Genomic DNA, 19,510 nt, shown 5'->3' on the forward strand with positions numbered 1-19,510 from the left:
AAGGCCGGGCTTTTTTTCGTCTGCGTTTCGTGGAAACGTCACTAGACTTGCCACGTGCAACAGCCATCAACAGGTGCCACTAAAACCATGGGAAAACTCTGGCGAAAGTATCTGGCCTTGCTGGACACCGATTTCACCACGCAAGTGTTCGACAACATCAAAAACCTGCTGGTGTGCGCCCTTCTGTTCGCTGCAGGCACCAACGTACTGGATCGCGAGCATCACCTGTTCATGGGGTTGCTCGCTTCGAATCTGGCGGGTTGGGGGCTGATTTTGGTGTCAGCGATGCTGATGTTGCTGAGTGTCAGTGACGGTCTGCGCCGGCTGTCCAAGTTGCCGTATCACACGGCATTTCAGATTATCTTGTTTCTGATTTACCTGATCTTGGCAGTCCGCGTGGTGGAGATTGTCTGGGTTTTCAGAGCGTAGCGGTCACAGCACGAGGTGTTTTCCAACGCTGCTCATCCTGAGCAATCCGGGCAAACAACCACTCCACAAACACCCGTGTCTGCGCCGTCACGTCCGGCGCAACACCGTAGTAATAACGCGGCAACGGCATACGCAACTCGGGCAACGGGCAGGTCAGGTCTCCGCTCAAAAGATGGGTGCCCAGCAAAGAGGTCGGGCACAAGGCTATGCCCTGTCCCTCCACGGCAGCCTGAAGCACCATGTGCATGTGATCAAACTGCCGGGTGACCTGAGTAGCTGACAGACTTTGACCAAAGTGCATCGCCCAATGGTGCCAGTCTTCACGACGTGCCTTGGCGGTCAGTAACGTGTGCCGGCTCAGCGAAGTGAGGTCTTCAAGTGGCAGGCGCTCGATCAGCGATGGCGCCGCGACCAGTAAGAGTTCGTCTTCGAACAGCGCTCGCGCCTCAATCTCCGGCGCCCAATCGTCACGACCACGGCGAATGACGATATCGAACCCGTCGCGTGCCTGATCGGGCGCCTGGGTTTGCGTGATCACCTGCGGCTTGATGTCCGGGTGCTGCGCAATGAAATCCCCCAGCCTGGGCGTCAGCCAAAGCACGGCAAAGGACGGACGGACATTGATCTTCACGGTAGGCAGCGAGGCATGTTGCTTGAGCGCAGCGGCGGCGTTGGCTATCTGCGCCAGCCCGGCGCTGACTTGCTCATAAAAGCGCTGGCCGGCCGGCGTCAGCACCGATTGCCGGATGCGCCGCTCGAACAGCAGCACGCCCAGGTATTCCTCGAGCAATTTGATGTGCCGGCTGACGGCACTGTGGCTCACATGCAACTCTTCGGCCGCCAGCCTGAAGCTCTGATGACGAGCAGCGATGGCGAAGGCGCGAACAGCATTAAGCGGCGGTAGTTGATTTTTCATGCGTCTAATTTAGTCACCTATGCGCTTTAATTAAAGCGTTTGTCACGCCCTCGTCGTCACGCCACTCTGCCAGCACGCAGCCAGCGCCACCTGACGGAGCACGACATGAACAGCTATGGACTCTTTATACTTTTCGCCACCCTGACCATTTTGAGCCCGGGGCCTGGCGTGGTCCTGACCCTGTCCAACGCAGTGCGTCACGGCTGGACGGGCGCAGTGCCGGGCATTCTGGGGATCGCGTCGGGGGCGTTCGTTGTCGCCGCCATCAGTGCCACCAGTGTGGGTCTGATACTCAGCACCTCCGCAAACGCCTTTACCGCGTTGAAATACGCAGGGGCCGCCTATTTGTTGTACCTGGGTTACAAAAGCTGGCGCTCGGATCGTTTCAGTACGCTGCTTGAAACGCGCCCCTCAAGCCCTGGCTATCGCTTCCTTGAAGCGGCTTCGATGCAGCTTTTGAACCCCAAGGCGGTGTTTTTCTTTCTGGCGGTGTTTCCGCAATTCATCGATACCTCGGCGCACTTCTACACCCAGTTCATCAAACTGGTCGCTTCCTACGGCGTATTGGTGATTCTGGTGCATGGCAGCTATGCCTTGCTCGCCAATGCCGCCAAAGGCTGGTTGTCGAGCCCGAAGGGTTCCTGGCTGGCGGCGAAAGTCTCGGGCGTGACCTTCGCCGGCTTTGGCGTGCTCATGGCCTCGTCGAGTCGCTAAGCCACAGGACTGGCAATCGCGCGGCGCCTGCTCTCAGTGGCCGCGGGTTGTGCTGTTGTCGCCTGAACCGGCAGCTCAACGGCGAACCGGCTACTGAGTTCCTTGCGCCCCACCGCCGTCAACGCCAGCGCCCGGCTGTCCAGATCCTGCGTCACCCATTTGCGTTTGATCGCCGTTTGCAGCAATGCCGCGCCCAAGGCGCCGCCCAAATGCGGCCGACGCATGCTCCAGTCCAGACACGGGCAGGCGAAGCGGCGGCGCAAGGTGCCGAGGTCTTTGACGTCGATCCCCAACCCTTCGAACAACGCTTCACCGCTGTCGCTCAGTCGATAAGCCTGCTCATCGGTTTCCAGCAACCACCCCGCTTCGATCATCCGGTCATGCAGCAACACCGCCAACGTACCGGCCATGTGGTCGTAGCAAGTGCGGGCGAATTGCAGGCGGTCGGGGGTGCGCGGATTGAACGTCGGCGCCGCGTTCTGGCCGATTACCATCAGCGCTTCCAGGGCCTGGGCCACGCGCTTGTCCGCGAGGCTGTAATAGCGGTGACGGCCCTGAATGTGCAAACGCACCAGCGCCAGCTCCTTGAGCTTGGCCAGATGAGCACTTGCGGTCGAGGCGCTGACTTCGGCAACCGCCGCCAGTTCGGTGCTGGTGCGGGCGTGGCCGTCCATCAGCGAACAGAGGATTTTCGTCCGGGCCGGTTCGGCAATCGCTGCCGCCACTTGAGAGACGCCAATGTCGTGTTGTTCTACGTTCATATTTCGCTCCTGGACGAATCAAGGCCCTTTCGGACTGGAGATAGTAGCAACACTTTTCAACCACCGATAAGGCTGCGACCCATGGACCCGATCATCGCTGCGACTCACGCCGATCCCTACCCTTACTACGCGCAATTGCGCACCGAGGGCGGACTGGCTTTTCATCAAGGACTGAAACTGTGGGTGGCCAGCAGCGCGCGATCCGTCGCGGCCGTGCTGGCGCATCCGGATTGTCATGTGCGGCCTCCCCATGAACCGGTGCCCAAGGGCATTGCTCAAGGCATGGCCGGCAAGGTGTTCGGTCAGTTGATGCGGATGAACGAGGGCGCACGGCAGCGTTGCCCGAGGGCGGCGATTGAGCCGGGGCTGGCGTTGATTGACGTGAACGAGGTCAATGCGTTGGTCGGCGCTCGGTTGATTACCCCGGGCGCCGACGGGTTGTACGCGGCGATGTTTCGCGGGCCGGTCTGCGTAGTGGCGGCGTTGCTGGGGTTTTCTCCAGCTCAGGGCCGGGCCATCAGCGAGCTGACCGCCGACTTCGTCGCCTGCCTGTCGCCCCTCAGCGACCAAGCGCAGCTGGACACCGCCCATGTCGCGGCGGAACAACTGAAGGGTTATTTCATCGGGCTTCTGGACGACCCGAGCAACCGAAGTGCCCTGCTCGCCGGTATCCGGCAGCGCTTCGCGGCAACATCGACCGATTCTGAAATCTTGATCGCCAATTTGATCGGCCTTTTCTCCCAGACCCATGAAGCCACTGCCGGGCTGATCGGTAATGCGCTATTAGCGTTAATCCGAAACCCACAGCTGGATTCGGCTCAAGTTGATGACTTGATCGCTGAAGTCCAGCGCTTCGACCCATCGGTGCAAAACACCCGCCGTTTCGTCGCCGAGCCGTGTGAAATCGACGGCATAAACCTGAACCCCGGCGACGTTATTCTGGTGCTGCTGGCCTCAGCCAATCGCGATCCGCAGCTTAATGAGGATCCCGATGCGTTTTTGCCCGATCGCCCGAACCGTCGCAGTTTCACTTTCGGCGCGGGGCGTCATCAATGTCCGGGGCAGGTGTTAGCCATGAGCATTGCCAGCGCCACGCTGACTGAGATCCTGGCGATGAAACCTGCTTTGGACCGTTTGGCCTGGCACTATCGCCCTTCCCTGAATGGGCGGATTCCTTTGTTCACCGACCTGCCGAATACCTGACAGACCGCGTCATCGTTCTTCGCGAGCAAGCCCGCTCCCACACTTGATCGTCGATGTTCACAACATTTGTGATCGACACAAATCCCCTGTGGGAGCGGGCTTGCTCGCGAAGGCGGCCTGACAAACAACGCATTACTTTTGACTTGCGCAATAGGCTACATCGCGGGTGAACTGACCGTGAACCAGCCACAGAATGGAGTTACAAAGTGAGCCTCCTCTACCAAGATCCAACAATGAGCCACGAGGAAGCGACGAGACTTCTAGCGAGCGACTTAGAAACCAACGTTGCCGCCGCATTGATTTCTATCGGGCTGAATGAGCAAGACAGGGTTTGGGCTCAGAACACCTGCCTGAAGTATCTCGAGGGTGAATCCGAATCGGTTGCAGCAGCTGCCATCACCGCGCTCGGTCACATAGCCCGCAGACAGGGTGGTCTGGACTTGGGTGCTGTACGCCCGGCTCTTGAAAAGGTGAAGGAAAGATTCCCCTCACTGGAAGGGACTGTGGCGGACACCCTTGATGATATTGAGGCATACACCTGACTTACCGTTTAGCAAAAGGACACTTGGGATCGCCAAGATCGCAGCCTTCGGCAGCTCCTACGCCGACCGGGTACACCCATGGAATCGAAGCCGTACACAAATCCGTAGGAGCTGCCGCAGGCTGCGATCTTTTGGGGCCGCCAACACTAAACGGACAGTCATCAAGACAAGCCCCTCTCGCCACAAAAAAGCCAAAAACCCGCCATCTCTGTAAGAAGAAATGGCGGGGTTTGTCGTTTCAACTCACACAGCCATCAATCATCACGCGTCAGCACTTCCAGCAATTCAATCTCGAAAATCAGATTCGAATTCGGTGTAATCGCGCCCATCGTTCGCTCGCCATAAGCCAGATGCGCCGGCACCAGCAGCTTGCGTTTACCGCCAACCTGCATGCCCATGATCCCTTGATCCCAGCCCTTGATCCCAGCCCTTGATCACCCGCCCCGTGCCAATCACGCACTGAAACGGTTTACCCCGACTGTAGGAAGAATCGAATTCAGTGCCATCTTCCAGCCAACCCCGATATTGGGTGGTGATCAGCGCGCCTTTGACAGCCGCTTTGCCGTCGCCCACTTCAAGGTCGATTACCTGCAATTCATCATTCATTACATTCACTCTAGTGTGCGCTTGCCCGAACAAGCTTCATGGGCGCCGTTTTCCCAGAAATACAGGCTGTTGGCAACCGTTTCGGCCTGTCTCCGGCAGTGGCCGTGATCTAAGATACCCACCACCTCGATGCTTACGCATGCATTGATCCGCTCAACGCATCAATGCATGCCAACTATGCAATTAACATATCGATGGCCCTGCTCCACTATCCGCCCTAATAAGAACCGTGCACCGCGTCCAGGCAGTGCACGTCATAAAAGCGGTGGAGTACACGTCAATGACAGCATCAATCCATTCCGGTCGCTCCCGGGCCAGTTCGATTTTCCGGGTGACCTCGGGCAACTTCCTCGAACAATTCGATTTCTTCCTTTTCGGCTTTTATGCCACGCAGATCGCTGCCGTGTTTTTCCCCGCCAGCAGCGAGTTCGCGTCCCTGATGATGACCTTCGCGGTGTTTGGCGCAGGCTTCCTGATGCGCCCGTTGGGCGCCGTGGTGCTGGGCGCTTACATCGATGATGTGGGGCGACGCAAGGGGTTGATCGTCACCCTGTCGATCATGGCCAGCGGTACGATTCTGATTGTGCTGGTGCCCGGTTACGACACCATCGGGCTGTTCGCTCCGGCCATCGTGCTGATCGGCCGATTGCTGCAAGGCTTCTCGGCCGGTGCGGAAATGGGCGGTGTATCGGTGTACCTCGCGGAGATCGCCACTCCCGGCAACAAAGGCTTCTTCACCAGTTGGCAATCAGCGAGCCAGCAGGTGGCGATCATCATCGCGGCGGCTTTGGGCTATGGTCTGAACCAATGGATGGCGCCGACGATGATTGCCGATTGGGGCTGGCGGATTCCGTTTTTCGTCGGCTGCATGATCGTGCCATTCATCTTCTTCCTGCGCCGTAACCTGGAAGAAACCGAAGAGTTTGCCGCTCGTAAACATCGGCCTGGCATGGCCGAGGTGTTCCGCACCCTGGCGCAGAACTGGGTCATCGTGTTCGCCGGAATGATGATGGTCGCCCTGACCACTACCGCGTTCTATCTGATCACCGTGTACGCGCCGACCTTCGGCAAAACCGTGCTGCACCTGAGTACCTCCGATGCGCTGTTGGTGACCTTGCTGGTGGGGGTTTCGAACTTTTTCTGGCTGCCGATTGGCGGCGCACTGTCGGATCGCATCGGTCGTCGCCCGGTACTGATCGCCATGGCGTTGCTGACGTTGGCCACCGCCTACCCTGCGCTGACCTATCTGGTGCAAGCACCGAGTTTCATCAACATGCTGTTGGTGCTGCTGTGGCTGTCGTTCATTTATGGCTTGTACAACGGCGCGATGATCGCCGCGCTCACGGAAATCATGCCGGTCGAGGTTCGGGTTGCAGGTTTCTCTTTGGCTTATAGCCTGGCGACGGCGGTGTTTGGCGGTTTCACACCGGCGATATCGACCTTCCTGATCCAGTACACCGGCGACAAGGCTGCACCCGGGTACTGGATGAGTTTCGCCGCACTCTGTGCCTTGTGCGCAACGCTGTTTCTCTATCGCCGTGCCTCTGGCCGCCTGCAACCGGCCGTGTCGTAAACCCCGACCTCTAACTGCGAGAGCCATTCGATGAAAAAATTTTTCAACTTCACCGCCCTGGCCCTGGTGATCAGCCTCGGTTTGAGTGCAGTCGCCCAGGCCGAAGAAATCCGTGTGATGACTTCCGGTGGTTTCACCGCAGCCTACAAGATCCTCGGCCCGAAATTTGTCGAGTCTACCGGCAACACCCTGGACACCGCCCTCGGCCCATCCATGGGAAAAGCCCCGGAAGCCATTCCCAATCGTCTGGCCCGTGGTGAACAAGCCGACGTGGTCATCATGGTCGGTTATGCCCTCGACGACCTGATCAAGCAAGGCAAAATCGATCCCGCTTCACGGGTCGAACTGGCGGATTCGCGAATTGGTCTGGCAGTGCGTGAAGGTGCGCCGAAGCCGGATATCAGCTCGGAGGATGGATTGAAAAAAGCCTTGCTCGATGCCAAATCAGTCGCCTATTCCGACAGTGCCAGCGGTGTGTACATCGAACAGCAACTGTTCAAGCGCCTGGGCATCGAAAACCAGCTCAAACCCAAGTCAAAAATGATCTCGAAAATCCCGGTGGGCTCGGTTGTTGCCACCGGTGACTATCAACTGGGCTTCCAGCAGGTCAGCGAATTGCTGCCGGTGCCGGGAGTGAGCTTTGTGGCGAAAATTCCAGAATCGGTGCAATCGGTCACCCGTTTCGCCGCCGGCATTCCGGTCAATGCGCAACACCCGACCGAGGCCAAGGCGCTGCTTGAATACCTGGCCTCCACCGCAGCTCAGCCGGATGTAAAAGCAACGGGGCTGGACTCGGTCAGCCACTGACCGAGGGTTGCTGGACTTTCATTTCCACCACCAGGCGCTCCAACGCCAATGCCGCCGGGGTTAACGTACGACCCCGGCGCTTGATCAAACCAACACTGCGCATCACCTGCGGATCGGTCAGCGGTACCCGCGTCAGAATCGGATGGTCCGCAGCCGGCATCGCCATCAACGGCACCGCTGCCACGCCCAACCCGGCTTCTACCAGACCGATCATGGTCGTCACATGACGGGTTTCGCAGATGCTCGGCCGCTTGGGCACCACGCCAGCCAGCGCTTGATCCAGCAGAAATCGATTGCCCGAAGTCTTGTCCAGCGAGATGTAATCCTGCTGATAAAACTCATCCCACGTCACGCTGCTGCGTCCCGCCAGGGGATGATCTCGTCTGCACGCCACCACGTAACCTTCCTGCACCAACTGCTCGAACTCGACTTCGACCTCCAGAACCCCCATGAAACTCAGACCGAAATCCGCTTCACCGTTGACGACGGCGCTCAATACCTCGTGGGCACTGGAATCGAGCACCTTGACCTTGATCCGCGGAAATTGCCGGTGGTAGTGGGCGATCACACGCGGCATGAAGTAGTACGCCGCAGACGGTACACACGCGACGGTCACGTGGCCGAGCCGGCTCGAAGCGACTTCACTGATGCCTAAAAGCGCAACGTCCAGGTCATCCAGCAAGCGCTCAACGCTGGGCAAGAAACCGCGTCCGGCCTGAGTCAGACTGACCCGTCGAGTGGTGCGCTCGAACAATTTCACGCCCAGAGCGTCTTCGAGCTTTTCGATCCGCCGGCTAAGGGCCGGTTGGGAAATACGCACCGTGTCCGCGGCCTTTCGAAAGCTGCCCTGCTCCACCACGGCGCGGAAGGCTTGCAGATCGTTAAGGTCGAAGTTGATGGTCATGGTGCGCACTCGGGAACGAAACGGATTGATCAGCTTATCCTATTAATGTAACTAATTGATGCCAAATGTAACGACATCTTTGTCGCCTGCTCGCGATGTGTGTCGGCGCATAACGTTTTCGTTCATGGCTGACGCATCCAGTGTCAGCCTTTATCCTATGCGCCCCCGTCGCACCGAGTTAATGGAGTTTCGCCATGCCCCACGAAGGCAATCTGTTGCAAGCCGCTGTCGTCTTTTTATTCGCGGCGGTGCTCACCGTCCCTTTGGCCAAGCGCCTGCAACTGGGGGCGGTCCTGGGTTATCTGTTTGCCGGGGTGATCATCGGGCCGTCGGTGCTTGGCTTGATCGGTAATCCGCAAAGCGTCAGCCATATCTCCGAACTCGGGGTGGTGTTGTTGCTGTTCATCATCGGCCTTGAGCTGTCGCCGCGACGCTTGTGGGTGATGCGCAAATCGGTGTTTGGCGTGGGCCTGGCGCAGGTGCTGCTGACCGGGTCGGTGATTGGTGTGCTGGCGTTGTTCGTGTTCGGCCAATCCCTGAACAGCGCCATCGTGTTGGGCCTTGGCCTGGCGTTGTCGTCTACTGCATTTGGTTTGCAAAGCCTGGCCGAGCGCAAGGAACTGACCAGCCCCCATGGGCGGTTGGCGTTCGCGATTTTGCTGTTCCAGGACATCGCCGCGATCCCGCTGATCGCGATGGTGCCACTGCTGGCCGGCGGTGATCACACCAGCAGCGCCGCCGATGATCTGAACCATGGTTTGCGGGTGCTGGGCAGTATCGCGGTGGTGGTGATTGGCGGGCGGTATTTGCTGCGACCGGTTTTTCGCGTGGTGGCCAAGACCGGCTTGCCGGAGGTGTCCACCGCCACTGCGTTGCTGGTGGTGATTGGTACGGCGTGGCTGATGGACCTGGTCGGTGTGTCCATGGCACTTGGCGCGTTCCTCGCCGGTTTGCTGCTGGCGGATTCCGAATATCGCCACGAACTGGAAGCGCAGATCGAGCCGTTCAAGGGCCTGCTGCTGGGGCTGTTTTTCATCAGCGTCGGCATGGGCGCCAATCTGAGTTTGTTGCTCAGTGCGCCGATTGTGGTGCTGGGGCTGACGGTGCTGCTGATCGCGATCAAGCTGCCGTTGCTGTTTGTGGTCGGTCGATTGGCCGGGGGCCTGGGCAAGGTCAATGCGATTCGCTTGGGCATCGTGCTGGCGGCCGGTGGTGAGTTTGCCTTTGTGGTGTTCAAGATCGGCCGGGATCAGGGCTTGTTCGAGCCGCGCCTGTACGACTTGCTGGTGCTGACCATCACCCTGTCGATGGCGCTGACACCGCTGTTGTTGCTGGCCTGCGCACGACTGGTCAAACCCAAGGTTCAACCGGTGGAGGTGCCGGAGAAATTCCGCGAAATCGACACCGACACACCTCGCGTAGTCATCGCCGGCATGGGCCGTATGGGGCAGATCGTGGCGCGGATTCTGCGGGCGCAGAACATCAAGTTCGTCGCCCTCGACACGTCGGTGGAAACCATTGAACTGTCCCGCAGCTTCGGCGGCGTGCCGGTGTTCTACGGTGATCCGATGCGCCCGGAAATCCTCAGCGCGGCCAAGGTCGAGCAAGCGGAGTTTTTCGTGATCGCCACCGATGATCCGGACACCAACATCAAGACGGCCGAGGTGGTACACAAGCTTTATCCGCACATCAAAATCATCGCCCGCGCCCGTAACCGTCAGCATGTACACCGGTTGGTGGATGTCGGGGCTCAGGCGGTACGGGAAACCTATTACTCCAGCCTGGAAATGACCCGGCGGACCCTGGTTGGACTAGGGTTGACCCAGGCCCAGGCGGATGCGCGGATCAAGCGCTTTACCCATCACGATGAACAGGTGCTGGAAGCCCAGCATGCGGTGTACGACGATGCGGCCAAGGTGATGCAGACCGCGCAGGAAGCACGGGCGGAACTGGCAAAACTGTTTGAGTCGGATCAGTTGGAGGAGGAAGCGGGTAAGGCTTGAGGTGAATCTGATGTCCCCATCGCGAGCAGGCTCGCTCCCACAGGGGATCTATGTCAGCCGAAAATCTTGTGGCTGACTCGATCACTGTGGGAGCGAGCCTGCTCGCGATGAACGATGACGCGGTGCATGGGATAAATAACAACGACCAAGGAACCCACAATGGCTGACCAGACCTCCCCCGCCCTGAAGGAAATCTTCAACGCCGAACGCCTCGCGCACATCGCCACGGAGATGACTGCGGTCTACCCCGGCTTCGATGCCAAAGCTTTCCTGAAACTGGCCAAAACCGGTCTGGCGAAATTGTCAGTCATGCAACGCATGGCCCGCGTCAGTGAATGTCTGCACGCGGTGTTGCCACTCGATTTTGAAGAATCCCTGGACGTCCTGCGCGCCCTCGCCCCGCGCCTCAACAGCGCCTTCGTCAGTATGTTTTTGCCGCACTACGTCGCGACCTACGGCGCTCACACGTTCGATCTGTCGATGAATTCGCTCAAATATTTCACTTCCTTCGGCTCCTCGGAGTTTGCCATCCGGCATTTTTTGCGCAGTGATATCGAACGCTCGTTGGCGCTGATGCACGACTGGTCGCTGGATGAAAACGAACACGTCCGGCGCCTGGCGAGCGAAGGCAGCCGACCGCGCCTGCCATGGTCGTTCCGCCTGGAACAGGTCCAGGCCGACCCGACACTGGCGGTTGCGATCCTCGACAACCTCAAGGCCGACGACAGCCTCTACGTGCGCAAATCCGTGGCCAACCACCTCAACGACATCACCAAGGATCATCCCGAGTGGGTGCTGGCGCTGATCGAGGGTTGGTCGCTGGACAACAAGCATACGGCGTGGATCGCCATACACGCTCTGCGCAGTTTGATCAAACAAGGTAACAAGCGGGCGCTGGCAATCATTGGCGCGGGTGGCAAGCCCGAAGTTGAAATCATTGACGTGAAGGTTGAGCCGGCGGTGATTCGACTGGGGGAGAAAATCACTTTGTCTTTCAGAGTGAAGTCCACGGTCCCGGACAGTCAGCGATTGGTGATCGATTACGCTATCGATTATGTCAAAGCCAACGGCAGCACCTCGGCAAAGGTGTTCAAACTTAAAGCCCTCACGCTGTCCGACAATGCCAGCGAAGCCATTAGCCGCAGTCAGCACATCAAGGAACTGACCACCCGCAGGCACTATGCCGGCCAGCACGCGGTGCACATTCTGGTAAATGGCGAACGCTTGGCCAGCACCCAATTCCGAATTATCGCTGACGCTCATTGATGCCCACACCAGAGCCGCCCGGCAGCATGCGCGTGAGCGTGTTGTCGCGGACCCAGTAGTGATGGAACAACCCCGCCGCTGCATGCATACCAATCAACCAATAGCCAGTGCTACCGAGCAATTCGTGCCAATGCTTGAGTTGCTTGGCCAGATCGGGATCAACCGCAATCGGCGCCGGCAGGAAAAAGCCGAAATACGGCATCGGCTTGCCCCCGGCGGCCAGCATCAACCAGGCCAATAGCGGCGTAGCGATCATCAGCCCATAAAGCGCCAGGTGCATGAGGTGCGAGACGCCCGTCTGCCAGGTGGGTGGGGCCGGGGTAATCGGTGGTCGGGGCGTGAGGCGCCCGAGCAAGCGAACCCAGACCAGCACAAAAATGCTCAACCCGAATATGCCGTGCAGCCCCAGAAACAGGCCCTTCAAGGCATGCCCACGGGGCAACAATCCTTTGATCTCGATGCAACCGTAAACGCCGACGAACAGCGCCAGCATCAGCCAGTGCAAGGTGATCGAGAGTTTTCCATACCGGTGTACTGCTGAATCTCGGGTCATACAGGGCCTCGTGAAGATCGGTGGCGGCTGCCGACTCATTTCGTACAGCCTGGATCCGGTTTCGTCGAACCGACCGGCGCCACCCTGCCCGCCCAGTCTTAAGGCAATCTGAAGGCCACCTTCAGACTCCGTTAAGAATTGCCTTTGATACTCCTCCCAAACTTACTCAGGGAGGCGTTCTTGCCCATGCCCGATTTCGACTGGAACATCCCTCTGCCCCTGCACTTCGGCCAAGCCGAAACCCCGCAGATGAGTCTGGCCAGAGCCTTGCCGGACGATCCCCAGCGTCCGGTCTTCGAAGCTTTTATCCAGCAGCGTTTTCGAAAGACCCACGGCGCCGACATCCGCCAATTCATGCCACAGCTGTTCGGCATGAGCGATGCGTCAGGCACGCTGTGTGCGGTGGCCGGCGTACGACTGGCCAGTGCCGAACCGCTGTTTCTGGAGCGTTACCTGGACGAGGCGATCGATCCGCTGATCAGCGACGCTGCCGGTCAACCCGTGGACCGGGCCGGTATTGTCGAGGTCGGGAACCTCGCTGCCAGCGATACCGGCAGTGCGCGCCTGAGCATCATCGCCATCACCTACCTGTTGGCCATGGGCGGGCTGGAATGGGTGGCGTTCACCGGCAACATCGGGCTGGTGAACAGTTTTCATCGCCTGGGCTTGAAGCCGGTGACGCTCTGCGCCGCCGACCCTGCGCGACTGGGCGACGACCGTCACCTCTGGGGCAGTTATTACGAGAGTCAGCCATGGGTGCATGTCGGCAACATCCGCGCCGGTTTCATCCATTTACGCAACATCGGTCTGTTCAATCGCCTGGGGTTGCCGACGTCCCTTGAGGAGTCCAGCCATGTCGCCTGAAATGGAGCGGTTCAAACAGACCCTGCGCAATCACGCCGAACGCAAGACCAACGCCATCGCCTTGTGGGGCGATCAGTTGAAACTGGACTACGCCACGCTGTACGCCGAGGTCATGTACCGCCAACAGCGTCTGCGCGATGAGCACGTCAAAGTGGTCGCGCTGGCCCTGGACAACGGCGCCGAGGCGATACTATGGGACCTGGCCGTACTGTTCGAAGGCCTGACCTGCCTGACGTTGCCGCCCTTCTTCAGCCCGGCACAACGCAGTCATTGCCTGGAACAGAGCCAGGCCGAACGGGTGATTGCCGAACCGGAACTGGAGGCCGAACTGCAGGCGGCCGGCTACGAGAAGACCGGCGAATTCTGGCGTCGCACCTTCAGCGATCCGAACCGGATACCCGAACGCACCGCCAAACTGACCTTCACCTCAGGCACCACCGGCACGCCCAAAGGCGTGTGCCTGAGCGCCGAGAGCCTTTTGCGGGTGGCCCGTGAACTGGATCAGGCAAGCAAGCCCACCGATCCACGGCATCACCTGGCGCTGCTGCCCCTGGCGATTCTGCTGGAAAACCTCGGCTGTTATGCCGCGCTGTATGCCGGCGCGACCTTGAGCGTACCCAGCCAGAAAACCCTGGGCATTCAAGGCGCCAGCGGTGTCGATGTGCCGCGGCTTTTGGGTTGCCTGGCCATCCGCGCACCCGAGAGCTTGATCCTGGTGCCGCAGTTGCTGCTGATGCTGGTCAGCGCCGCCGAGCAAAAAGCGTTCAACCCTCAGTCGTTGCGCTTTGCCGCCGTGGGCGGTGCGCGGGTTTCCGAAGAATTATTGCATCGCGCTCAGCGCATCGGCATTCCGGTTTACGAGGGTTACGGGTTGTCGGAATGCTCGTCGGTGGTCTGCCTCAATCGCCCGGGCGCGCGCCGCCCCGGCAGCGTCGGCCGGCCCCTGCCCCATGTTGAGATTCGCCTGGCCGATGATGGTGAAGTGCTGGTCAAGGGCTCGACCCTGCTCGGCTATCTGGGGCAAGCGCCCTTCAGCGATGAATGGTGGCCGACCGGCGATCTCGGCGAGTTCGATCCGGAAGGTTTTCTCTACCTCAACGGGCGCAAGAAGCATCAGTTCGTCACCAGTTTCGGTCGCAACGTCAATCCGGAATGGGTCGAGGCCGAACTCACTCAGCGTCGCCACATCGCTCAGGCGTTCGTCTACGGCGAAGCGATGCCAACCAACCACGCTCTACTCTGGCCCCATCGGCCGGACTGCACCGATGAAGAACTGGCCGCTGCGGTGGCCCAGGCCAACGAGGCCCTGCCCGATTACGCCCAGGTTCATCACTGGACCCGTCTCGATCAACCGTTCACCGCCGCCAACGGCTTGCTGACCGCCAATGGCCGACCACGCCGCGACGCCATCGTCGAGCGTTACCGGGCGCAGCTCACTGACTCCGTTTTTTCCGAGGAATCCGCATCATGAGTTTTTTCGACACCCTGCAAGAAGCCACCCAGCAGGAACGCCACGAGTTGTTCAACCTGCCGATCATCCGCGATGCCCTCGAGGGCAAAGTCAGCCTGGAGAGCTACCGCGCCTTCCTCGCCCAGGCCTACTACCACGTGCGCCATACCGTGCCGTTGATGATGGCGTGCGGCGCACGGCTGCCGCAGCGGCTGGAATGGCTGCGCAAAGCAGTGTGCGAGTACATCGAGGACGAATACGGCCACGAACAATGGGTACTCGACGACATCGAGGCCTGTGGTGGCGACAGAGAGGCGGTGTGTGACGGTCGTCCATCGCTGCCAATCGAGTTGATGGTCAGCTTCCTTTACGACCTGATTGCACGGGACAACCCGGTGGGCCTGTTCGGCATGGTCAACGTGCTGGAAGGCACCAGCATTGCCCTGGCCACCCACGCGGCCGGCAGCATCCGCGAACGCCTGGCGCTGCCGGAAACCGCCTTCAGCTACCTGAGCTCCCACGGCTCGCTGGATATCGAACACATGCAAACTTACCGCCGGCTGATGAACACACTCGAAGACCCGGCGGATCAAGCCGCGGTGATTCATGCCTCGAAGGTCGTTTACAAACTCTATACCGACATGTTCCGCGGCCTGCCCCGCGATGGGGAGAACCTGCATGCAGCTGCATGAAGCCCGTGTGGTTTTGACCGGAGCCAGCGGCGGTATCGGCCTGGCCATTGCCAGTGCCCTGTGTGCCAGTGGCGCGCGGGTGTTGGCCGTGTCCCGGCACCGGGAGTCGCTGGAGCCCTTGCTCGAACACTACCCGCTGCACCTGTGTTGGGTCGGCGCTGACCTGACCGTCCCCGGCGACCGACACAAAGTGCTGGCTGCGGCCGAAGCCATCGGTGGCATCAACCTGCTGGTCAATGCCGCCGGGGTCAATCACTTCGCCATGCTCGAACAGCTCGATGACAGCGAGATCAATGCGATGCTGGCGGTGAACATCAGTGCGCCGATCTGCCTGACCAAGCTGTTGCTGCCGCTGCTCAAACAAGCCGAGAGCGCCATGGTGGTGAACGTCGGCTCAACCTACGGCTCCATCGGTTACCCCGGTTACGCCAGCTATTGCGCCACCAAATTTGCTTTGCGCGGTTTCTCCGAAGCCCTGCGCCGGGAACTGGCCGACACTCGCATCAGCGTGCTCTACGTCGCCCCCCGGGCGACCCACACCAGCATGAACAGCCCGGCGGCCCAGGCGTTGAACGACGCGCTCAAAGCCAACGTCGACGACCCGCAGACCGTTGCCTCGGCGGTCATCCATGCGATTGCCGGTGACCGGCGCGACTTGTACCTGGGCTGGCCGGAACGCTTTTTCGTCCGCCTGAACAGTCTGTTGCCGCACTTGGTGGACCGTGGCTTGCGCAAACAATTGCCGCTGATCCGTCGCCTCAGTCAGAAGCCCGATAACGAGAGCCTCAAACCATGAAAAAAATCGTCACGTGCCTGCTGTTCGGGGTGTTGAGCCAAAGTGTCTGGGCGCTGGACGCCGCCGATCAGCAGCGCCTCAATGGCATTCAGCAAAGCTGGGCGCACATTCAATACGAATTGCCCGCCGAACAGCGCACCGCGGCCTTCGAAAAACTCGCGACCCAGGCCTCGGCGTTCACCCAGGAACGTCAATCCCTGGCTGAAGCGTGGATCTGGTCCGGCATTGTCACCAGCAGTTGGGCCGGAGCCCAGGGTGGCCTCGGCGCCCTGAGCAAAGCCAAGGCCGCCAAAGTCGATCTGGAAAAAGCCCTGGCCATTGATCCCAAGGCCCTGCAAGGCTCGGCCTACACCAGCCTTGCGGCGTTGTATGATCGCGTGCCCGGCTGGCCCATCGGTTTCGGCGATGCCGACAAGGCCGAACAACTGTTGAAGCAGGCCTTGCAGTTGAACCCGGCCGGCATCGACAGTCTGTACTTCTGGGGCGATCACCTTTACCGTCAAAAGCGCTATGGTGAAGCCAAGGACGCACTGCAAAAAGCCCTGCAAGCGGCACCGCGTCCTGGCCGGGAAAGCGCCGATGCCGGGCGCCGCAAAGAGATCGAGGCATTACTGGTGGACGTGAACAAGAAACTCAGCTGACAGGAGTCCGCGTGCGTTTATTACTGATCGAGGATGACGTGGCTCTCGGCGAGGGCATTCATCAGGCCCTGGGCCGTGAGGGTTACACCGTCGACTGGCTGCAAGACGGCAGCAGTGCCTTGCATTCGCTGCTCAGCGAGACGTTTGACCTGGCCGTGCTCGACCTCGGCCTGCCGCGCCTGGATGGCCTGGAAGTGTTGCGCCGCCTGCGCGAAAGCGGCTCTAACCTGCCGGTACTGATCCTCACCGCCCGGGACGCCACCGAAGACCGCATCGCCGGCCTGGATGCGGGGGCCGATGATTACCTGATCAAGCCCTTCGACCTGGCCGAACTCAAGGCTCGCCTGCGGGCCTTGTTGCGACGCAGCGCCGGTCGCGCCCAAGTGCTGATCGAACACGCCGGCATCAGCCTGAACCCCGGCACCCAGCAAGTCAGCTATCAAGGCGAGCCGGTGGCGCTGACGCCCAAGGAATATCAACTGCTCCACGAATTGCTTTCGCCGCCGGGCCGGGTCATGACCCGCGATCACCTGATGCAACTGCTTTACGGCTGGAACGAAGAAGCCGAAAGCAACACCCTGGAAGTGCATATCCATCACCTGCGCAAGAAGTTCTCCACCGACCTAATCCGCACCATTCGCGGTGTCGGGTACCTGGTGGAGGAGCGTCGATGACTTCCATCCGGCGTCGCACCCTGACGCTGATCATCGGCCTGTTACTGACTGGCCTGGCGATCATCAGCGTGCTCAACCTGCACGACAGCAATCACGAGATTGCCGAAGTCTACGACGCCCAACTGGCCCAGAACGCCCGGTTGCTGCAGGGTGTGATGCGCATGCCGTTGGCCAGCAATGAACACGCCGAACTGTACCAGGCATTCAACATGGCTTTGAGTGAAGCGGTGCCGAGAGTTGATGGTCATCCCTATGAAAGCAAAATTGCCTTTCAGGTGTGGAATCGCAAGGGCGAAGTACTGGTGCATACCGCCAGTGCGCCCTCCTTCACGGCGCCGCCGACGAAATCCGGTTTCAGCGATGTGGTGGATCTGCACAACCGCCATTGGCGGGTGTTCATGCTCGAAGACAAACAGAATGACCTGCGCATCTGGGTCGGTGAACGGGACGACGTGCGTGCGGACCTGGTAGACCGGATCGTGCGTCATACCCTGTGGCCCAATGTGCTGGGCAGCCTGATACTGGCGGCCATGGTCTGGCTGGCCATTGGCTGGGGGCTCAAACCCCTGGCCAATATGGCGGAAACGTTGCGGGCACGGCACAGTGGTTCTCTGGAGCCGTTGCAACTGACTCCATTGCCCAGCGAACTGGAACCGATGCAGGCAGCGCTCAACCGCATGCTCGCGCAAATTCAAGAGGTGCTTGGCCGCGAGCGGCGCTTCATCGCCGACGCCGCCCACGAATTACGCACGCCGCTGGCCGTGCTGCGGGTGCATGCGCAAAACCTGCAGGAAGCCGGCACGGAACAGGAACGTCGTGAATCCCTGGCGTTTCTGATTGCTGGGGTCGACCGCACCAGCCGCCTGGTCAATCAGTTGCTGACCATGGCCCGTCTCGAGCCCAAAGCCGTGGCGCCGGTGCTGCACAGCATCGACCTGAGCGAAACCGTGCGCGCCAGCCTGGCCCAACTCACACCCTGGTTACTGAGCCGGAACCTGGAACTGGCCTTCGACGTCGATGACCAGCCGTTCAAAGTCCTCGCCGACGCCGCCGCCATCGACATCGCCCTGAACAATCTGGTCACCAACGCCGCGAATTTTTCGCCAGAGCATGGCGTCATCACCGTGCAATTGAGCCAGGAGGAAGGGTTCTACAACTTGAGCGTCCAGGACCAGGGGCCGGGCATCGACGAAGCGGAACGTACGCGGTTGTTCGAACGTTTTTACAGCCGCGGAAATACCGGGGGCGCGGGGTTGGGGTTGACCATCGTCAGCACCATTGCGACGCGGCTGGGTGGGCGGATTACGCTGGTCAATCCACCCGAAGGCGGGCTGCGGGCGACCCTGTCGATTCCCGATGGCCAGAAGCACAACTCTGTGCGACGGACCACCCGCGAGCTGCCGCCCAATGGCTGAATGACCACAGCCCCGCTCCTACAGGCGAATGGTGCATGCGGCACATCCTGTTCGTGGCCGCTGAACAATCTGTGGCGAGGGAGCTTGCTCCCGCTAGGCCGCGAAGCGGTCCCAAAAAAGGAGCCACTGCACAACCCTGCGTCAGTCACTCACTCACCACAGCAGCCCATGCCTACTCGGGCGTATCAATGTGATCCAGAACCCGGTTCGCGGTGATCTCCGCCACCATGATGCTGTTTGAAATGCCCAGCAGGGCGTAGCGTGACTCACCCTCCAGATGATCCACCAACTGATGGACCATCACATCGACCGAGGCCAGCGTCTCGACCAAAAAAATCGCCAGGGTTTCGGCTGTGGCCTCTGGGGCCACGGCAAACAGCTTGCTGGGGTTACGCGCGGTGGCTTTGATATCGGCATTCGATGGAAAGTGGAAGTCGAGGGCGCGTTTGGCGGCCTCATTGAGTTTTTTTGAATCGGGTTCGTACGGGGATATCGGATCGGTGTCCGGCGGATTGGGCGTAGGTTTGATCATGGTGAAACTCCTGATTGTTCATTAGGAACTACCGACATCACTTGCAGATGATGGGTGGCAGCCATGTGCGGGTCTGCAAGACCGGGAAACCAGGAACCCGGCAGATCCGAAGATCTCCCGCACAAAGCCGCCATTTCGCGGACATAAACGAGCGTCCTTTGGCAGGGCT

At 60.0% G+C, this 19,510-nt stretch carries 20 protein-coding genes and 1 pseudogene; 15 read left to right on the forward strand and 6 right to left on the reverse strand.

Annotation, left to right across the window (positions count from 1 at the left end; translation table 11 throughout):
* Positions 1-87: 87 nt before the first annotated feature.
* A complete protein-coding gene (locus tag BK662_RS21690; protein WP_123359767.1) occupies positions 88-429 on the forward strand; it encodes a hypothetical protein in 342 nt (113 codons plus the stop codon).
* Here BK662_RS21690 and BK662_RS21695 read toward each other — a convergent pair.
* A complete protein-coding gene (locus BK662_RS21695) occupies positions 419-1,345 on the reverse strand; it encodes a LysR substrate-binding domain-containing protein (RefSeq protein WP_123359768.1) in 927 nt (308 codons plus the stop codon). The genes BK662_RS21690 and BK662_RS21695 overlap by 11 nt on opposite strands.
* A 105-nt stretch (positions 1,346-1,450) precedes the next feature.
* Here BK662_RS21695 and BK662_RS21700 point away from each other — a divergent pair, with 105 nt between their 5' ends.
* Positions 1,451-2,059 carry a LysE family translocator gene (locus BK662_RS21700; protein WP_123359769.1) on the forward strand — a complete coding sequence of 203 codons (609 nt, stop codon included), beginning with the start codon at positions 1,451-1,453 and terminating at the stop codon, positions 2,057-2,059.
* On the opposite strand, the gene BK662_RS21705 is transcribed toward BK662_RS21700, so the two are convergent.
* Positions 2,056-2,820, reverse strand: a complete 765-nt coding sequence (locus BK662_RS21705) for an ArsR/SmtB family transcription factor (protein ID WP_123359770.1) — start codon at positions 2,818-2,820, stop codon at positions 2,056-2,058. The genes BK662_RS21700 and BK662_RS21705 overlap by 4 nt on opposite strands.
* An 81-nt stretch (positions 2,821-2,901) precedes the next feature.
* Between BK662_RS21705 and BK662_RS21710 the strand changes: the two genes are divergently transcribed.
* Both BK662_RS21710 and BK662_RS21715 read left to right on the forward strand, forming a co-directional pair.
* Positions 2,902-4,023 (forward strand): cytochrome P450, encoded by a 1,122-nt coding sequence (locus BK662_RS21710; protein ID WP_123359771.1) that lies wholly within the window; start codon positions 2,902-2,904, stop codon positions 4,021-4,023.
* Between the two features lie 206 nt (positions 4,024-4,229).
* Positions 4,230-4,565 (forward strand): hypothetical protein, encoded by a 336-nt coding sequence (locus BK662_RS21715; RefSeq protein WP_259695950.1) that lies wholly within the window; start codon positions 4,230-4,232, stop codon positions 4,563-4,565.
* A gap of 254 nt (positions 4,566-4,819) precedes the next feature.
* Here the strand turns inward: BK662_RS21715 and BK662_RS21720 are convergent.
* Positions 4,820-5,171, reverse strand: a pseudogene (locus BK662_RS21720) (FKBP-type peptidyl-prolyl cis-trans isomerase).
* Positions 5,172-5,451: 280 nt separating this feature from the next.
* On the opposite strand from BK662_RS21720, the gene BK662_RS21725 reads away from it, so the two are divergent.
* The gene (locus tag BK662_RS21725; protein WP_123359772.1) at positions 5,452-6,744 is read left to right on the forward strand and encodes an MFS transporter; all 1,293 of its coding nucleotides are present in this window, start codon (positions 5,452-5,454) and stop codon (positions 6,742-6,744) included.
* 30 nt (positions 6,745-6,774) lie between these two features.
* Entirely contained in the window at positions 6,775-7,551 is a 777-nt protein-coding gene (locus BK662_RS21730; protein WP_123359773.1) for a substrate-binding domain-containing protein, read from the forward strand.
* Here BK662_RS21730 and BK662_RS21735 read toward each other — a convergent pair.
* Positions 7,541-8,455, reverse strand: coding sequence for a LysR family transcriptional regulator (locus BK662_RS21735; protein WP_123359774.1), 915 nt, complete (start codon positions 8,453-8,455; stop codon positions 7,541-7,543). The two genes, BK662_RS21730 and BK662_RS21735, sit on opposite strands and share 11 nt — an antisense overlap.
* A 194-nt stretch (positions 8,456-8,649) precedes the next feature.
* Here BK662_RS21735 and BK662_RS21740 point away from each other — a divergent pair, with 194 nt between their 5' ends.
* Together BK662_RS21740 and BK662_RS21745 are read left to right on the forward strand one after the other, a co-directional pair.
* A complete protein-coding gene (locus BK662_RS21740; RefSeq protein WP_123359775.1) occupies positions 8,650-10,458 on the forward strand; it encodes a monovalent cation:proton antiporter-2 (CPA2) family protein in 1,809 nt (602 codons plus the stop codon).
* Between the two features lie 159 nt (positions 10,459-10,617).
* Positions 10,618-11,724 carry a DNA alkylation repair protein gene (locus BK662_RS21745; RefSeq protein ID WP_123359776.1) on the forward strand — a complete coding sequence of 369 codons (1,107 nt, stop codon included), beginning with the start codon at positions 10,618-10,620 and terminating at the stop codon, positions 11,722-11,724.
* Here BK662_RS21745 and BK662_RS21750 read toward each other — a convergent pair.
* The gene (locus tag BK662_RS21750; RefSeq protein ID WP_123359777.1) at positions 11,705-12,277 is read right to left on the reverse strand and encodes a cytochrome b; all 573 of its coding nucleotides are present in this window, start codon (positions 12,275-12,277) and stop codon (positions 11,705-11,707) included. The two genes, BK662_RS21745 and BK662_RS21750, sit on opposite strands and share 20 nt — an antisense overlap.
* 186 nt (positions 12,278-12,463) lie before the next feature.
* Between BK662_RS21750 and BK662_RS21755 the strand changes: the two genes are divergently transcribed.
* From BK662_RS21755 to BK662_RS21785, 7 genes are read left to right on the forward strand one after another with little or no spacing between them, the layout of a single operon-like run.
* On the forward strand, positions 12,464-13,141 hold the full coding sequence (locus BK662_RS21755) for a thermostable hemolysin (protein WP_123359778.1): 678 nt from the start codon (positions 12,464-12,466) through the stop codon (positions 13,139-13,141).
* Positions 13,131-14,612 (forward strand): AMP-binding protein, encoded by a 1,482-nt coding sequence (locus tag BK662_RS21760; RefSeq protein WP_123359779.1) that lies wholly within the window; start codon positions 13,131-13,133, stop codon positions 14,610-14,612. Before BK662_RS21755 ends, BK662_RS21760 begins: the two co-directional genes overlap by 11 nt.
* On the forward strand, positions 14,609-15,283 hold the full coding sequence (locus BK662_RS21765) for an iron-containing redox enzyme family protein (RefSeq protein ID WP_123359780.1): 675 nt from the start codon (positions 14,609-14,611) through the stop codon (positions 15,281-15,283). Before BK662_RS21760 ends, BK662_RS21765 begins: the two co-directional genes overlap by 4 nt.
* A complete protein-coding gene (locus BK662_RS21770) occupies positions 15,270-16,079 on the forward strand; it encodes an SDR family oxidoreductase (protein WP_123359781.1) in 810 nt (269 codons plus the stop codon). The genes BK662_RS21765 and BK662_RS21770 overlap by 14 nt, the downstream gene beginning before the upstream one ends.
* Complete coding sequence (locus BK662_RS21775; RefSeq protein WP_123359782.1) at positions 16,076-16,720, forward strand: tetratricopeptide repeat protein; 645 nt, start codon at positions 16,076-16,078, stop codon at positions 16,718-16,720. The genes BK662_RS21770 and BK662_RS21775 overlap by 4 nt, the downstream gene beginning before the upstream one ends.
* Before the next feature lie 11 nt (positions 16,721-16,731).
* Entirely contained in the window at positions 16,732-17,394 is a 663-nt protein-coding gene (locus BK662_RS21780) for a response regulator (RefSeq protein WP_123359783.1), read from the forward strand.
* Positions 17,391-18,809: an ATP-binding protein gene (locus BK662_RS21785; RefSeq protein ID WP_123359784.1), complete on the forward strand. Its 1,419-nt coding sequence runs from the start codon at positions 17,391-17,393 to the stop codon at positions 18,807-18,809. The genes BK662_RS21780 and BK662_RS21785 overlap by 4 nt, the downstream gene beginning before the upstream one ends.
* A 172-nt stretch (positions 18,810-18,981) precedes the next feature.
* On the opposite strand, the gene BK662_RS21790 is transcribed toward BK662_RS21785, so the two are convergent.
* On the reverse strand, positions 18,982-19,341 hold the full coding sequence (locus BK662_RS21790) for a DUF6124 family protein (RefSeq protein ID WP_123359785.1): 360 nt from the start codon (positions 19,339-19,341) through the stop codon (positions 18,982-18,984).
* Between the last annotated feature and the right edge of the window lie 169 nt (positions 19,342-19,510).

This window comes from Pseudomonas frederiksbergensis, assembly GCF_003732275.1.
Classification (GTDB): Bacteria; Pseudomonadota; Gammaproteobacteria; order Pseudomonadales; family Pseudomonadaceae; genus Aquipseudomonas; species Aquipseudomonas frederiksbergensis_H.

Coding starts and splice junctions, on each gene's coding strand:
- BK662_RS21700 (WP_123359769.1), top strand. CDS start 1,451: ATGAACAGCTATGGACTCTTTATACTTTTCGCCACCCTGACCATTTTG.
- BK662_RS21785 (WP_123359784.1), top strand. CDS start 17,391: ATGACTTCCATCCGGCGTCGCACCCTGACGCTGATCATCGGCCTGTTA.
- BK662_RS21750 (WP_123359777.1), bottom strand. CDS start 12,277: ATGACCCGAGATTCAGCAGTACACCGGTATGGAAAACTCTCGATCACC.
- BK662_RS21725 (WP_123359772.1), top strand. CDS start 5,452: ATGACAGCATCAATCCATTCCGGTCGCTCCCGGGCCAGTTCGATTTTC.
- BK662_RS21695 (WP_123359768.1), bottom strand. CDS start 1,345: ATGAAAAATCAACTACCGCCGCTTAATGCTGTTCGCGCCTTCGCCATC.
- BK662_RS21755 (WP_123359778.1), top strand. CDS start 12,464: ATGCCCGATTTCGACTGGAACATCCCTCTGCCCCTGCACTTCGGCCAA.
- BK662_RS21775 (WP_123359782.1), top strand. CDS start 16,076: ATGAAAAAAATCGTCACGTGCCTGCTGTTCGGGGTGTTGAGCCAAAGT.
- BK662_RS21735 (WP_123359774.1), bottom strand. CDS start 8,455: ATGACCATCAACTTCGACCTTAACGATCTGCAAGCCTTCCGCGCCGTG.
- BK662_RS21745 (WP_123359776.1), top strand. CDS start 10,618: ATGGCTGACCAGACCTCCCCCGCCCTGAAGGAAATCTTCAACGCCGAA.
- BK662_RS21705 (WP_123359770.1), bottom strand. CDS start 2,820: ATGAACGTAGAACAACACGACATTGGCGTCTCTCAAGTGGCGGCAGCG.
- BK662_RS21740 (WP_123359775.1), top strand. CDS start 8,650: ATGCCCCACGAAGGCAATCTGTTGCAAGCCGCTGTCGTCTTTTTATTC.
- BK662_RS21765 (WP_123359780.1), top strand. CDS start 14,609: ATGAGTTTTTTCGACACCCTGCAAGAAGCCACCCAGCAGGAACGCCAC.
- BK662_RS21710 (WP_123359771.1), top strand. CDS start 2,902: ATGGACCCGATCATCGCTGCGACTCACGCCGATCCCTACCCTTACTAC.
- BK662_RS21760 (WP_123359779.1), top strand. CDS start 13,131: ATGTCGCCTGAAATGGAGCGGTTCAAACAGACCCTGCGCAATCACGCC.
- BK662_RS21690 (WP_123359767.1), top strand. CDS start 88: ATGGGAAAACTCTGGCGAAAGTATCTGGCCTTGCTGGACACCGATTTC.
- BK662_RS21770 (WP_123359781.1), top strand. CDS start 15,270: ATGCAGCTGCATGAAGCCCGTGTGGTTTTGACCGGAGCCAGCGGCGGT.
- BK662_RS21790 (WP_123359785.1), bottom strand. CDS start 19,341: ATGATCAAACCTACGCCCAATCCGCCGGACACCGATCCGATATCCCCG.
- BK662_RS21730 (WP_123359773.1), top strand. CDS start 6,775: ATGAAAAAATTTTTCAACTTCACCGCCCTGGCCCTGGTGATCAGCCTC.